General features: G+C 66.7%; 12 protein-coding genes and 1 pseudogene. 6 read left to right on the top strand and 7 right to left on the bottom strand.

Translation table 11 applies throughout. From position 1 onward, the window contains the following. On the bottom strand, window positions 1-627 hold a 627-nt coding region (locus IC63_RS01040), incomplete at its 3' end, for an IS5 family transposase (protein ID WP_036716072.1). Between the two features lie 524 nt (window positions 628-1,151). On the opposite strand from IC63_RS01040, the gene kdpF reads away from it, so the two are divergent. The 6 genes from kdpF (at window position 1,152) to IC63_RS01010 (ending at window position 9,000) form a co-directional block, all read left to right on the top strand. Then, on the top strand, window positions 1,152-1,241 hold the full coding sequence (gene kdpF / locus IC63_RS17205) for a K(+)-transporting ATPase subunit F (RefSeq protein ID WP_156965305.1): 90 nt from the start codon (window positions 1,152-1,154) through the stop codon (window positions 1,239-1,241). Window positions 1,242-1,251: 10 nt separating this feature from the next. Continuing rightward, window positions 1,252-3,264 carry a potassium-transporting ATPase subunit KdpB gene (gene kdpB, locus IC63_RS01035; RefSeq protein WP_036716071.1) on the top strand — a complete coding sequence of 671 codons (2,013 nt, stop codon included), beginning with the start codon at window positions 1,252-1,254 and terminating at the stop codon, window positions 3,262-3,264. Between the two features lie 100 nt (window positions 3,265-3,364). Then, entirely contained in the window at window positions 3,365-5,026 is a 1,662-nt protein-coding gene (gene kdpA / locus IC63_RS01025; RefSeq protein WP_052041754.1) for a potassium-transporting ATPase subunit KdpA, read from the top strand. A 24-nt stretch (window positions 5,027-5,050) separates the two neighbouring features. Further along, window positions 5,051-5,629: a potassium-transporting ATPase subunit C gene (locus tag IC63_RS01020; protein WP_052041753.1), complete on the top strand. Its 579-nt coding sequence runs from the start codon at window positions 5,051-5,053 to the stop codon at window positions 5,627-5,629. Between the two features lie 9 nt (window positions 5,630-5,638). Then, window positions 5,639-8,293 (top strand): sensor histidine kinase, encoded by a 2,655-nt coding sequence (locus IC63_RS01015; RefSeq protein WP_036716066.1) that lies wholly within the window; start codon window positions 5,639-5,641, stop codon window positions 8,291-8,293. Further along, a complete protein-coding gene (locus tag IC63_RS01010) occupies window positions 8,290-9,000 on the top strand; it encodes a response regulator (RefSeq protein ID WP_036716063.1) in 711 nt (236 codons plus the stop codon). Before IC63_RS01015 ends, IC63_RS01010 begins: the two co-directional genes overlap by 4 nt. Window positions 9,001-9,878: 878 nt before the next feature. Here IC63_RS01010 and IC63_RS01000 read toward each other — a convergent pair. From IC63_RS01000 to IC63_RS00975, 6 genes and pseudogenes are all read right to left on the bottom strand, one after another. Then, complete coding sequence (locus IC63_RS01000; protein ID WP_036716058.1) at window positions 9,879-10,139, bottom strand: hypothetical protein; 261 nt, start codon at window positions 10,137-10,139, stop codon at window positions 9,879-9,881. A 162-nt stretch (window positions 10,140-10,301) separates the two neighbouring features. Next, a pseudogene (locus IC63_RS00995) lies at window positions 10,302-10,813 on the bottom strand (YcbK family protein); the annotation flags it as partial. Window positions 10,814-10,857: 44 nt separating this feature from the next. After that, on the bottom strand, window positions 10,858-11,178 hold the full coding sequence (locus tag IC63_RS00990) for a phage head closure protein (protein ID WP_036716057.1): 321 nt from the start codon (window positions 11,176-11,178) through the stop codon (window positions 10,858-10,860). A gap of 2 nt (window positions 11,179-11,180) precedes the next feature. Then, window positions 11,181-11,708 (bottom strand): head-tail connector protein, encoded by a 528-nt coding sequence (locus IC63_RS00985; protein WP_036716055.1) that lies wholly within the window; start codon window positions 11,706-11,708, stop codon window positions 11,181-11,183. Further along, window positions 11,708-12,013 carry a hypothetical protein gene (locus IC63_RS00980; RefSeq protein WP_156965304.1) on the bottom strand — a complete coding sequence of 102 codons (306 nt, stop codon included), beginning with the start codon at window positions 12,011-12,013 and terminating at the stop codon, window positions 11,708-11,710. The genes IC63_RS00985 and IC63_RS00980 overlap by 1 nt, the downstream gene beginning before the upstream one ends. Before the next feature lie 56 nt (window positions 12,014-12,069). Next, on the bottom strand, window positions 12,070-13,311 hold the full coding sequence (locus tag IC63_RS00975; protein WP_036716051.1) for a phage major capsid protein: 1,242 nt from the start codon (window positions 13,309-13,311) through the stop codon (window positions 12,070-12,072).

Here is a 13,311-nt window from a genome sequence, read left to right as displayed (position 1 = left end):
CTCGACGATCGCCGTGTGGCAGCGGCGGCTGTCATAGGCGCCGTCGGCGGTCACGGTGCCGATCTTCTCTTCCGCTGGTATCTGGTCCAGCAGCTCTGGCAGGATAGGGCTGTCACCGTCGCGGCTGGGAGTGAACTCGACCGCCCGGATGTCGGATGTTTCGGTGTCCATGGCGAGATGCACCTTGCGCCACTGGCGCCGCCCCTGAACGCCATGCTTGCGGGCCTGCCATTCGCCGTCGCCCAGGAATTTGATCCCGGTGCTGTCCACCAGCAGGTTCAGCGGACCCTCGGCGCGACGATAGGGTATCTGGACGGTCAGGGACTTCTGCCGCCGGCACAGGGTGGAATAGTCCGGGACCGGCCAGTCCAGGCCGGCCATCTGTAGCAGGCTGGCGACCATGCCGGCAGCCTGCCGCAGCGGCAGCCTGAACAGCACCTTGATGGACAGGCAGAACTGGATCGCGGCGTTCGAGAACACGGGCGGCCGACCATGTCGGCCATCACGTGGCGCCAGCCAGACCATCTCCCGGTCGAACCAGACCAGCAGCGAGCCGCGCCGTCGCAGGGCGTCGTTGTAGCTGGACCAGTTCGTCGTGCGGTAGCGGGCGGGAGAAGGCTTGCTCATGCCCCCAGCCTAACCGACTGGATTCCCGCCGTGAATCCTCCGCGGGCGGACTTCTGCAACAACGCCGACGAAAGTTTGATTTCTGTTCCATCTCACTAAGCGCGACCCCGGTCGAAGTGTTCAGGTCGGTCGTCCGGAAACATGATGTATTACAGCACCTTAAGGAGAATTCACCAAACTCGCGCAGTCATGAGGTCCGGAGAGTATCGGCTCTGAGAGACCGTTTCCGAGCCTCTTTGCGCTGGCGGCGGTGCTCAGCTCCACCTGCATAACCCTCGAGAACAACGAGAAAATCCGGCCGCGACCGGCTCAGGAGAACGCTTTCGCGAGGGCAAGTGGCGGAGGGCATGGGCCTGATATCCAACCTTCTCCACCGCGCGGCGCTCCCGGGCCGGTTCGACAACCCCATGAGAAAGAACGATTTTTATGCCTTTCTAATGCCGCGGCGGTAAGTTCCGCATGGAGCCATTACGGGCTCAGGGTCCAAGTACAGGATGGAATTCTGTAGCTGGAGGACCCAAGACATGGGCTTCGAACTTTTTCTCGGCGGCCTAGTCGCCGTGGCGCTCCTCGTGTATCTCCTGGCCGTGCTGATGCGGCCCGAGAAGTTCTGAGGGGCGCATCATGGCACGGCAACCGACACAATCCATCTTTGCGGCCGAACTTCTCGGCCCCGCGTTGCGGCAGAGCTTCGCGAAGCTGCATCCCCGTCTGCTCGTCCGCAACCCGGTCATGTTCACGACGGCGGCTGTCGCGCTCCTCGCGACGCTCCTGCTCCTGCGCACGGCGGTCATCGGAGGCGACTTCCTCTTTGAAGTGCAGATCGTCTTCTGGCTCTGGCTCACGGTCCTCTTCGGCAATTTTGCCGAGGCGCTGGCCGAGGGACGCGGCAAGGCACAGGCGGCGGCACTTCGGTCGACGAAGGCCGAACTGCGCGGCAAGCGGGTCAAGGGCGACAGCACAAAGGAAGTCCCTGCCAGCGAATTGCGCAAGGACGACATCGTGCTCGTCGAGACGGGCGACCTGATCCCTGCCGACGGCGAGGTGATCGAGGGCGTGGCCTCGGTGAACGAGGCGGCGATCACGGGCGAGAGCGCCCCGGTGATCCGCGAGGCGGGCGGCGACCGTTCGGCCGTGACCGCCGGAACGCGCGTCATCTCCGACTGGATCAAGGTCAAGGTCACGGCCGAGCCGGGTACGGGGTTTCTCGATCGGATGATCGCGCTCGTGGAGGGTGCAAGCCGGTCCAAAACACCGAACGAGATCGCGCTCACGGTTCTGCTGACCGGACTCACGCTGATCTTCCTCGTCGCCGTCGGCACGCTGCCCGCGTTCGCCGCCTACGCTGGCGGATCGATCGCCGTCCCTGTTCTGATCGCGCTCTTCGTGGCGCTGATCCCGACGACGATCTCGGCGCTCCTGTCGGCCATCGGCATCGCCGGCATGGACCGGCTGATCCGCTTCAACGTGCTCGCGAAGTCGGGCCGTGCGGTGGAGGCCGCTGGCGATATCGATACGCTGCTCCTGGACAAGACCGGGACGATCACGCTCGGCGACCGGCAGGCCACCGAGTTTCTGCCGCTCTCGGGCATCCGCGACGCCGAGCTTATCGAGGCGGCGCGGCTGTCCTCGCTCGGCGACGAGACGCCGGAGGGCCGTTCGATCATCGAACTTGCCGGACAAGGCGAAGCGGCCCCAGACGGCTCGGAGGTCGTCGGCTTCACGGCCCAGACCCGTGTGAGCGGTCTCGATATCGGCGATCGCAAGGTCCGCAAGGGCGCGGTCGATGCCGTCCTGAAGCTGCACTCCTTCGAGCCTGCGGCGGTGCGCGAGATGAAGTCGCTGACCGACAAGATCGCGCGCGCGGGCGGCACGCCTCTCGCGGTGGCCGACGGCACGCGCCTTCTGGGCGCCATCCACCTCAAGGACATCGTCAAATCCGGGATCAAGGAGCGTTTCGCCGAGCTGCGACGCATGGGCATCCGCACCGTCATGATCACGGGTGACAACCCGCTGACCGCGGCCGCCATCGCCGCCGAAGCCGGGGTGGACGATTTCCTGGCCGAGGCGACGCCCGAGGACAAGCTGGAGCTGATCCGCAAGGAACAGGCCGGCGGCAAGCTCGTGGCGATGTGCGGCGACGGCACCAACGACGCGCCTGCGCTGGCGCAGTCCGACGTCGGCGTCGCGATGAACACCGGCACCCAGGCCGCGCGCGAGGCCGGCAACATGGTCGACCTCGACAACAATCCCACCAAGCTCATCGAGATCGTGGGGATCGGCAAGCAGCTTCTGATGACGCGGGGCGCGCTCACCACGTTCTCGATCTCGAACGACGTCGCGAAGTATTTCGCGATCCTTCCGGCGATCTTCGTGGCGCTCTATCCAGGCCTCGGCGCGCTCAACGTCATGGGGCTCGCCAGCCCCGAAAGCGCAATCCTCTCGGCGCTGATCTTCAACGCCATCATCATCCCGCTTCTCGTGCCCCTGGCGCTGCGTGGCGTGACCTACCGCCCGCAGAGCGCGGCGCGGCAGCTCATCCAGAACCTCGGCATATACGGCGTCGGCGGCCTGATCGCGCCCTTTGTCGGCATCAAGCTGATCGATCTCGCCGTCTCGGGCCTCGGCCTCGCCTGAACAGGAGATCCTCACATGATCTTTCTCACCTATGCACTCGGGATCCTCGTGTTTGCCGCCCTGATCGGCGTCGTGACCCGGGCTTTCAAGGACTGACCCCATGGACCACGTATCTGTCATTCTCTTCATCGTCGGAGGCACGGCGCTGCTGTCTCTGCCGCTCGGCGCCTACATGAAATGGGCGATGGACCCCGCTCCGGGGCAAGCCGACCGCTGGACGGGGCTCTTTCAGACCATCGGCGGCGCGTCCGCCGACCAGGACTGGAAGCGCTACCTGGTCACCCTGCTCGTGTTCAACGTCATCATGTTCACGGTGACCTTCGCGATCCTCGCACTGCAGCAGTGGCTGCCGCTCAATCCCGACGCGCGGGGCGCGCTCGACCCGACGCTGGTCTTCAACACGGCCGCGTCCTTCACGACCAACACCAACCTGCAGCATTATTCGGGCGAGGTCTCGATGAGCTACCTCAGCCAGCTTGCCGGCCTGATGTGGCTGCAGTTCGTCTCTGCCGCGACCGGCATCGCCGCACTGGCGGCACTGGCACGCGGGATCGCAGGCCGGCCGGCACTGGGCAACTTCCTTGTGGACGTTCAGCGAGCGAGCTTTCTTGTGCTCCTTCCGGTGGCGGTGGTGGTCGCGCTCCTGATGGTGCTCGGCGGCATGCCAATGACGCTTCAGGGTTCCGCTGTGGCGACGACGCTCGAAGGGGCGATGCAGACGATCGCGCGCGGACCCGTGGCGGCCTTCCTGACCATCAAGCAGCTCGGCACCAACGGTGGCGGCTTCTTCGGCCCGAACGCCACGCATCCGCTGGAGAACCCGACTTTCTGGACCAACGCGCTCGCGATGGTCGCGATCCTGCTGATCCCGATGGCCTGCGTCTGGATGTTCGGCCGGATCGTCGGACGGACGAAGCACGCCGCCGTGATCTTCGCGGTGATGGCGGTGTTCATCCTCGTCAAGATCACCGGCTCCGTCGCCTTCGAGAGCGCGCCGACGCCGGCCTTCGCCGAGCTTCCGGTGTCCGAAGATACGGGCAATCTGGAGGGCAAGGAACTGCGCCTGGGTGCCACAACTGGCCCGCTCTGGGCGGTGCTGACCACCTCGACCTCGAACGGCTCGGTTGGCGCGATGCACGACAGCCTCAACCCGCTCACCGGCCTGATGCCAATGGCGGGCATGTGGCTCAACGCCACCTTCGGCGGCGTCGGCGTCGGCATGATCAACATGTTCCTCTACATCGTCGTTGCGGTCTTCGTCGCGGGCATGATGGTCGGTCGGACGCCCGAGTATCTCGGGCACAAGATCGAGGCCAAGGAGGTGCGGTTCGCCGTCCTCGCGCTCTTCGCCCACGCCGTCCTGATCCTCGGCGGGACTGCGCTCTTCGCGGCGACTGCGCTCGGTCAGGCGACGGTGCAGGATCCCGGTGCGCACGGGTTCTCGGAGATCCTCTACGAGTTCTCTTCGGCAGCGGCCAACAACGGCTCGGGGTTCGAGGGGCTGGGCGACGGGTCGGGTCCGTGGAACATCGCGACCGGCATCGTGATGCTGCTCGGCCGCTATCTGCCGATCATCCTGCCCTTCGCGATCGTGGGCAGCCTGATGGCCAAGCGGCGCGCCACCGAGAGCGCCGGCACGCTCGGCGTGGAGGATGCCACCTTTGGCACCATGCTGGGGCTGACCGTCGTCATCTTCGGCGCGCTCACCTTCCTCCCGGCAGCGGCACTCGGTCCGCTTGCCGAACACTTCTCACTTCCCTGAGCGGCTGAAACAGGAGACATGTAAATGTCAGACTTCATTTCCGGTCTGCGCGTCGCAGCTGCGACCATGGCCATCTGCGTGGCGGGCTACACCGCTCTCATCCTCGGCTTCGCGCAGGCCGTGACACCCGCCACCGCCAACGGGTCGCTCGTCACAAACGAAGATGGCGAGATCGTCGGCAGCCGCCTGATCGCGCAGGCGTTCACGTCGCCGGAGTATTTCTGGCCTCGTCCCTCGGCCGTGGACTACGACGCAGCCGGCGCCGGGGGCTCGAACCTCTCGCCGGCGAACCCGGAGCTGGCAGAACGCGCGGAGGCCCTGATCGCCTCCCACGGCGGCGCCACCGAGGAGCGGCCGATTCCGGCCGATCTCGTCACCGCGTCGGGAGCCGGGCTCGACCCTCACATCTCGCTCGAGGGTGCGCTGTTCCAGGCGCCTCGGGTGGCCGAGGCCCGCGGCGTCGCGCCCTCCGTGGTCACGGCCGTCATCCGGGACATGGCCTACGCCCCCGGCGCCTTCTTCACCGAAGGCCGCATCGTCAACGTCCTCGAACTCAACCTCGCACTCGACGCGGAACTGGCTGCTCCGGCGGTCACCGAATAAGGTGTTCCCATGACTGAAGAAACGCGCCCCTCCCCAGATGCATTGCTCCGCGAAGCGGAACGGGAGGGGCGTGGCACTCTGAAGATCTTTCTCGGCGCCGCACCCGGCGTCGGGAAAACCTACGAGATGCTGCTGGAAGGCGCGGAGAAGCGCGAGGCGGGCAAGGACGTGGTCATCGGCATCGTCGAGACCCATGGGCGCAAGGAGACCGAAGCGCTCGTCGCGCCCCTGCCTGTCGTACCGCGGAAGAAGATAGTCTATCGGGGCCAGACGCTCACCGAAATGGACATCGACGCGGTACTCGAGCGGCGTCCTCAGATCGTCCTGGTCGACGAGCTCGCCCACACCAATGCCCCGGGCAGCCGTCACCCCAAGCGCTGGCAGGACATCGAGGAGCTGCTCGCCGCGGGCATCGACGTGATGACCACCGTGAACATTCAGCACGTCGAGAGCCTGAACGATGTGGTGGGCTCCTTCACTCATGTCCGCGTGCGCGAGACGGTCCCCGACAAGGTCTTCGAAAACGCCGAAATCGAACTGATCGATTTGCCGCCCGAGGACCTGATCGTCCGGCTCGAGGCAGGCAAGGTCTACGTGCCCGACCAGGCGGCCCAGGCGCTCGACCACTTCTTCTCCAAGGGCAACCTGCTCGCGCTCCGCGAACTCGCGTTGCGCCATGCGGCGCAATACGTCGACGCACGGATCAAGGAACATCAGAGCGTCACCGGCAAGGACGGCTACGGCGGCGGGCAGCGGGTCTTGGTGGCGATCTCCGAGGCGGCCGGCGGCGAGCAGGTCGTCCGGGCCGCGAAGCGGCTCGCCGATGCCCTAAAGGCGCCGATGATCGCGCTCTACGTGGAGACGCCGTCAGCCGCCCGCCTCAGCGATGCGGAGAAGACGCAGCTCGCCCGCACCCTCGAGCTGGCGTCGTCGCTGGACGCCACGCTTCAGTCGGTCCCCGCGACCTCCGTGCAGGAGGCCATTATTGCTCAGTGCCGAGAGACACGGGCGACGCAGTTGGTCATCGGGAGTTCGCGCCATGGTGGTCGTGGCTTCCCGCCGTTCCGGCGCTCGATCGTGAAGGACCTCATCGACAGGACCAGCGGCGTCGCCGTGCATGTCGTTCCTCTGGCCGAGGAGCGCCGGGCCGGTGACTGGCGGCGCTTTCTGCCCGCGGCGCCGTTCACCGGTGATGTCGTGGCGCTTGGAGCGGTCGGCGTCACCACGCTCTTGCTGTTCTTCGCGCAGGACTGGATCGGCCGCGGCCCGATCGACATGCTCTACCTCGTTCCGGTGATTGCGAGCGCGAGCTTCTTCGGTTTCCGGTCGGGCCTCGTGGCGGCCGTCGCCGCCGGCATCGCCTACAACTTCTTCTTTCTGCAGCCTGTCTACACCTTCATCATCTACGGCCCAGCCAACCTCATCACGGCGATCCTGCTCGTCATCGTGGCCATTATCACCGGGCAGCTTGCCGCGCAGGCGCGGGCGGCGGCAGGGCTTGCGATGCGTAGCGCGCGCGAGAACGCAGCGCTCGCCCGATTCGCGACGCGGCTCGGCGCCGCGTCCGACACCTCGGAGACCGCGAGGATCGTCTGCGACGAGATCCGCTCGATTCTTGTCGTGCAGACGATGATCCTGCATGGATCGGGCGATGGCGTGAAGATCACGGCCTCCGGCCAGTCAAGGCCCGAGCTCAGCCCCGTCGACAGGGCGGCCGCAGAATGGGCTTTCGAGCACGGGGAGGCTGCCGGACGCGGCACGAACACGCTCACCGCCAGCGACTGGCAATTCCGCCCGCTGAAGACCTCGCTCGGCACACTGGCCGTGCTCGGGCTCCGCAGCCCTTCCGGCCGCGACGCCGTACCGACGGAGCGCGCGGCTCAGGCCGAAAGCCTGATCGACCAGGCCGCGCTCGCGCATGAGCGGCTCAAGCTCGAGACGGACATGCGCGAGATGGAGGTGGTGCGCCAGCGCGACAGCCTGCGTGCAGCCCTCCTTGCCTCTCTCAGCCACGATCTGAGGACACCGCTGACGGCGGTAACGGCCGCGGCCGAGGCCTTGTCCTCCAGTGGCGAGGACGCCGAGCTCGTCGAGACGGTGCGCAGCGAGGCGCGTCGCTTGAACCGGTTCCTCTCCGACCTGCTCGATCTGACCCGGATCGAGGAAGGTGCGGTCACGCCAGATCTGCAGCCCATCGATCTGACGGACGCCATCACCTCGGCCGTAGCCGACCTGGCTGGACCGCTGGAGGGCCGCAAGCTGCAGACGTCGATCGATCCGAACCTCCCGCTCGTCCGTGCGGACGCGGTGCTGCTCCATCATGCGATCCTGAACCTGATCGACAACGCGGTGAAGTATTCGCCCGAGGAGGAACCGATCGAGGTGGTCGCACGAATGGGACGGCGCGGCCCCGTGATCGACGTGCTCGACCGAGGCCCAGGCATCCCGCAGGGCAGCGAGCAGCGCATCTTCGACCGTTTCGCACGCGGCGAGACTTCCGACAGGACCGGCGGATCGGGGCTTGGTCTCGCTATCGTCAAGGGGTTCTCCCAAGCGATGGGGTTCAGCGTCGAGGCGGCACGGCGGCAGCGGGGCGGCTCGCGGTTCACGATCCGGATGCCGCCCGAGGCGATCGTCCAGATCTCGATGGAGGACATTGCGTGAGCGGGCACATCCTGATTGTGGACGACGAGATGCCGATCCGCCGGCTGCTGCGGGTGTCCACCGAGCGATGCGGCTATACGACCGAGGAAGCCGCGACCGCCGCGGCGGCGCTTGCAGAGCTTCATCGGTCCAGACCGAGGCTAGTGCTCCTCGATCTCGGCCTGCCGGACCGCGACGGTCTCGAACTCATCGGCCCATTCCGCGACAAGGGTGTGCCGATCATCGTGCTGACCGCCCGCGAGGGCTCGGGCGAGAAAGTCGCGGCACTCGATCTAGGGGCGGACGACTACGTCACGAAGCCTTTCGACAGCGAGGAGCTCCTGGCGCGCATCCGCTCCTGCCTGCGCCGCGCCGATCGCAGTGCCGGAGTCACGCGGCGGGTCAAGGTCGGCCCGGTCGAGATCGACCTCGATGCGCACAGCGTTCGTAAATCAGGCGCTGAGGCGAAGCTCACACCGAAGGAATTCTCGCTGCTGGCGGAGCTGGCCGGTCATCCGGGCAAGGTGCTGACCCACACCCATCTGCTGCGCGAGGTCTGGGGCCCGGCCCACACCGACAACGTCGAGTACCTGCGCGTCACCGTCAGATCGCTGCGCAAGAAACTCGAGGACGACCCCTCCAGTCCGACGCTGATCCTGAACGAACCCGGCGTCGGTTACCGCTTCTTCGAGCCAGGCGCAGCGGGCAGCGCGGAGCGGGCTTCCTGAGAGATCGACGCGCCTCCCGCCTTGCTCGCGGGTTCGCGACGGCTCGCTTGATCGACCGACCGGCTATCCTGACCCTGTGAGAAACAGGTGGAAGATTGCCGAGGCGCTGATAAGCCAGCAGACCTCGTCCCAATAGTTGAAGCTAACGCTAGGAAAGCGTTCGCCGCGCCGCAGCGCGAAGACCCCGCAGAACAGGGCGTAGAGGGCGAGCCAGCCATCGGTACCCACGAAGCGTCCGATCTCGCCGAACGACCCGAGGACCGCGGAGATAATTGCCTTGATGGCGAACCTCCCGATCGTCGCGCGGGACTCTTCGTCAAGTCCACGAGGCATCGGCGGTTAGACCTCGCCGGAAGCGAGAAGGATGAGAAAGGCACCCAGCACGGCAACCGAAAATCCGAAGCCGAGCAGAAGCTTCGCGCTCCGCCGCCGTCGATCCTGCCGGTGCCGGCGTGGACTGGTGGCCACAAGGCGCATTCGCTGGCCTAGACATATAGCCAGAGCGTAATCGCCACGACGGGCACTGCCGTAACCAGGAAAAGGAGCACAGCGGCGATCAGCTCCTGTGTCGTTCGCCCCGTCTCCGAGCAAGACAAGGCGATGGGTCTGGGCCGTCTGTCTTGAGGTGCTGAAAGCTCAGGCGATGAACCCCGCCCATGGTATCGGTCGTGTCTCATACCTTTGTCCTCCTATCCTGCCGGCCGCGCGCATCCGTCGTGCTGGTCGTCCAGACCCCGCGGGTCCGCTCGCCGACGCGCGCGGGCGGCAGGCGTCTCGTGCTGTATCGGCATGCCGGAGGTAGCGGCGATGCGCATAAGGTTTCGAGATGAAGTTTCGCCGTTGGAATAAGAGCGGGTTTATGGGTTGCTGCGTTCTTGTCAGTCCCGGAGGGTGCAGACCCGCGCCTGTTCCCGCAGCACGGCATAATCGCCGAGCATCTCCACGATCGCCGAACCCTCGGATAACAGGGCCAGCTCCTCTGCCGCACGCGCCTGGAATTCCCTACTGTACTCGACGACCGGCGGGCACGCCCTTGGCCCGCTACCGTCAAAACCGACCGTCGCGCAGCCGCTCAGCCAGATCGTCGCGAGAACGTGGACGACGCGCGGCAGCCTCCAGCATTCGGCGTTGTACGTCATTGGCCTTCTCCGAGGTCTCTAGGCGTTCGGCGAGGCGTCCTGCTCGCTCCCCGGAGCGCCGAAGCGAAAGCAGGAACAGGAGCACGGCCAGCACTGTGGCGGCGTAGCGCAACGCCACCCGCACCCCCGGGCTGGCCGCGATCCCTGTGAGGAGCGCGGCGATCACCGCCGCCCCCTGCGCCAGTCATCGAGACGCGCGTAGTTCGTGACCGCGATCCCGCCGAGAGCCACCGCGATGAACACCCACCGCAGCGTGTCGAGGTACGGGACGAGCGGCAGGATGGCGGATTGGGTCTCAGCCAGCACGCTCTGCGCCACCTCGACGCCAGCCGCGCCCAGCGTCGCCGCGCCAGCCGCCCCGCCACCTTTCATCGTACGGCTGTCGGCCAGCACCTCGCGTGCAGGCGGCGTCTCGGCGGCAAACGCAGTCTCCCGGACCGGGAAGCGCTCGCCCCACTGACGCGGGGGGCCGAGGGCGACATGGATGAAGCCCGATCGCGGGTAGAAGCCGAACCCAAGGAACCCGACCTCGCGTGCCGCGGCCTCGAAGGCCACCGGGGCGTGGTTCGCCATGGAGAGGTCGAAGTCGGCGCCGCCATGTGCTTTGACCGGGTCGCGCCACCGACAGGGCGGTTGTGCTTGGGGCTACGATCGGCCGAGCGGACGATTAGCGGCATGGGCTGTTACGGGGTCGCACCTGACACAATCTTCGGTGAGATTAACCTTCCCCCAGCATCTCGAGAAACCCGCCATCTTCGCTGGGCCTTGGGTCCTCCTTGAGATCGAAGATCACGCCGCCGACCACCGCGCGCCATTCCGAGGTGATCCCCTCGCTCTCCACGGACCGCCGCACGGTGATGATGACCGGCGCCTTTGAGACCAGCCGCGCCTGCATGACGGCTTCAGAGCCACGAAGATAGCGGACGTGAGCCCACAGGGTAAATCGATCCTCCCAACCCTCGATGACGCCGCCCATGTCGGTCTCGACCATGACGTGCCCCTGGAACGTAACACGCCGATCGAACTGCCCCGCGTCCATGCTCACAGCCGGACCCTGCGATACGGCGCCAGCAGCGCCTCGACGGCGAACGGCAAGGCGGCACCCGCGCCCGTGACCTGCCGATACTCGTACCACTGCGTGACCAGCAGCAGCATGGCCTGGCGGATGGCGGCAGGCACATTGGCGGGGGCGCCATAGCCGGCGGTGAAGGTGATTGCGGCCGACCGACCGAGTCCCGTGATCGGCCGCAGCAGCGGGCGCTGATCCTGCAGGATGAGCTCGTGGGTCAGCTCGCCCCCTTCTTCATCACTGAACATCGCACTGTCGACCACGCTGTCCGGAAACGGCAGCCGGACCGACCGGGGGACGGCCGGCAGTTCCGCGCGCCAGGTCTGGGTGACGAGGCAGCGACCGAGGATCCCGGCCGGGCCGTCGAGCCAGGCGGTGGCCGCGTCGATATAGTGCTGGAGCAGCAGATCCTCGTCATCATGCTCAACGCGGGCCTGCGCCTTGACCTCGGCCAGCGTGATCGGCGTCGCGGCGGGCGGGACGACGAGGACCAGCCGCATCAGTCGGTTGCCTTGCCGTAGACGGCGGGGTCGACGCCCTGTCCGGTGAAGTCGGCCTCATCGGGACGCACTCGCTTGGGGTCGTTCCAGTCAATGGCGTTCTGCGCAGCGGTGATGCCCTCGCGCGGATTGGCGTCGACGCTCTCGTGGCTCACGTCGACGGCGTCGGTGATTGCGGGCTCGATGATCGCACCGGACGCTTGCTCCAGCCCCAACCCAGGTGCCGGATCGGCGACGCCGTGGGTGTCTTCCTCGCTTGCTGTCGCATCGGCTTTCAATGCGGCATCAGTCTTCTTCACAGCCATGATGGCCTCCATTCAGACAGGGGTGGAAGCCCGGCGTTCCTCGCCGGGCCGCTGGGTCAGGCTGCGGCCATCCTGAGGACCCGCAGCATCTCGGGATTGAGCAGGCCTCCGCCCACGCGCTTGGTGGTGTAGAAGTGGACGTAGGGTTTGTTGGTAAAGGGATCGCGCAGCACCCGCACACCGGTGCGGTCGACGATCAGGTAGCCACGGCGGAAGTCGCCGAAGGCCAGTGGCATGGCTCCGGGTGCGACGTCCGGCATGGCCGCCATCTCGGTCACGGGATAGGCCAGCACGTTCTGCGGCTGGCCTTCGGTGAACGAAGGCTGCCAGAGGTAGTTTCCCTGACCGTCCTTGAGCTTGCGGATGCTTGCGAGCGTGTTGCGGTTGGCGACCAGACGCGCGTTCTGTGCCGCCTGACCGGGCAGCGAGTAGACGAGGTCGATCAGCTCGTCGGCGGTGATCGCCGTTGCACTCGCGGCGGTCGTGGTCGGGATCGCCCCCCACGGGTGGGCAGTCGCCTTCGAGCCGCCCTCGGCATAGGTCAGGACCCCGGACGGCTTGTTGACGCCGTCACCGGCCACGAAGGCGATGCCCTCCTGGTAGGCGAACTCGGCCTCGATCTCGCTGGCGATCCACTGCTCGAGGTTGATCGCCGCATCGTCGAGCATCTGCTGGGTGGCGCCCGGGTTGGCGTAGATCTCGCCCGGGGTGTAATCGAGATGCCCGAACTGCGGCGTGCTGGTCTGCGGCCGGGGAGCCGTCTCGCCGACCCAGCCCGAGCCGAAGCCCTGGGCCGAGAAGAGCTTGCGGAAGCCTGCCCCCGAGATCGTCTGGACGGAGGCGATCTGGCGCATGGGCGAGACCTCGACCAGCTTGTCGGTGATTGTGCGGTCCCATTCGACCGGCGCCAGATAGCCACCCTCGGCGTCAGCGCCCTTGTTCAGTGCAGCGGATACCTCGCCCTTGCGGAAGTGAGCCCGGAAGGCGTCGGTGTAGGCGGAATCGACCGGGCCGGGTGCGCCAGCCGTGCCGCCGATGCGCAGGGCTGCGATCTGCGCGGCCTGCGTGTCCATGGCGGCTTGCAGCTCGCCCACGGCGGCGTTGATGCGGTCGACCTTCTCGGCCCGGACCACATCCTCCTGGCCCTTGCGGAGGTCGGCCAGCTGGGCGGCGTGCTCGGCCTTGAAGGCCTCGAAGGTCTTCTGCAGGTCGGCGAAGACCTGCTTCGGATCGCCGCCGGCGTCAGCGCGCAGGGCGACGATCCCGCGCGGGCGCGCGGGGGAAAGCATCATGCTCAT

Source organism: Paracoccus sphaerophysae, assembly GCF_000763805.1.
Taxonomy (GTDB): Bacteria; Pseudomonadota; Alphaproteobacteria; order Rhodobacterales; family Rhodobacteraceae; genus Paracoccus; species Paracoccus sphaerophysae.
Note: the sequence above shows the minus strand (reverse complement) of the source record. Positions and strands in the feature narration are given on the sequence as shown.

Excerpts from the sequence above, each read along its gene's own strand:
- kdpF (WP_156965305.1), top strand. The coding sequence starts at position 1,152 with ATGGGCTTCGAACTTTTTCTCGGCGGCCTAGTCGCCGTGGCGCTCCTC.
- kdpB (WP_036716071.1), top strand. The coding sequence starts at position 1,252 with ATGGCACGGCAACCGACACAATCCATCTTTGCGGCCGAACTTCTCGGC.
- kdpA (WP_052041754.1), top strand. The coding sequence starts at position 3,365 with ATGGACCACGTATCTGTCATTCTCTTCATCGTCGGAGGCACGGCGCTG.
- IC63_RS01020 (WP_052041753.1), top strand. The coding sequence starts at position 5,051 with ATGTCAGACTTCATTTCCGGTCTGCGCGTCGCAGCTGCGACCATGGCC.
- IC63_RS01015 (WP_036716066.1), top strand. The coding sequence starts at position 5,639 with ATGACTGAAGAAACGCGCCCCTCCCCAGATGCATTGCTCCGCGAAGCG.
- IC63_RS01000 (WP_036716058.1), bottom strand. The coding sequence starts at position 10,139 with ATGACGTACAACGCCGAATGCTGGAGGCTGCCGCGCGTCGTCCACGTT.
- IC63_RS00990 (WP_036716057.1), bottom strand. The coding sequence starts at position 11,178 with ATGGACGCGGGGCAGTTCGATCGGCGTGTTACGTTCCAGGGGCACGTC.
- IC63_RS00985 (WP_036716055.1), bottom strand. The coding sequence starts at position 11,708 with ATGCGGCTGGTCCTCGTCGTCCCGCCCGCCGCGACGCCGATCACGCTG.
- IC63_RS00980 (WP_156965304.1), bottom strand. The coding sequence starts at position 12,013 with ATGGCTGTGAAGAAGACTGATGCCGCATTGAAAGCCGATGCGACAGCA.
- IC63_RS00975 (WP_036716051.1), bottom strand. The coding sequence starts at position 13,311 with ATGAGCATGATGCTTTCCCCCGCGCGCCCGCGCGGGATCGTCGCCCTG.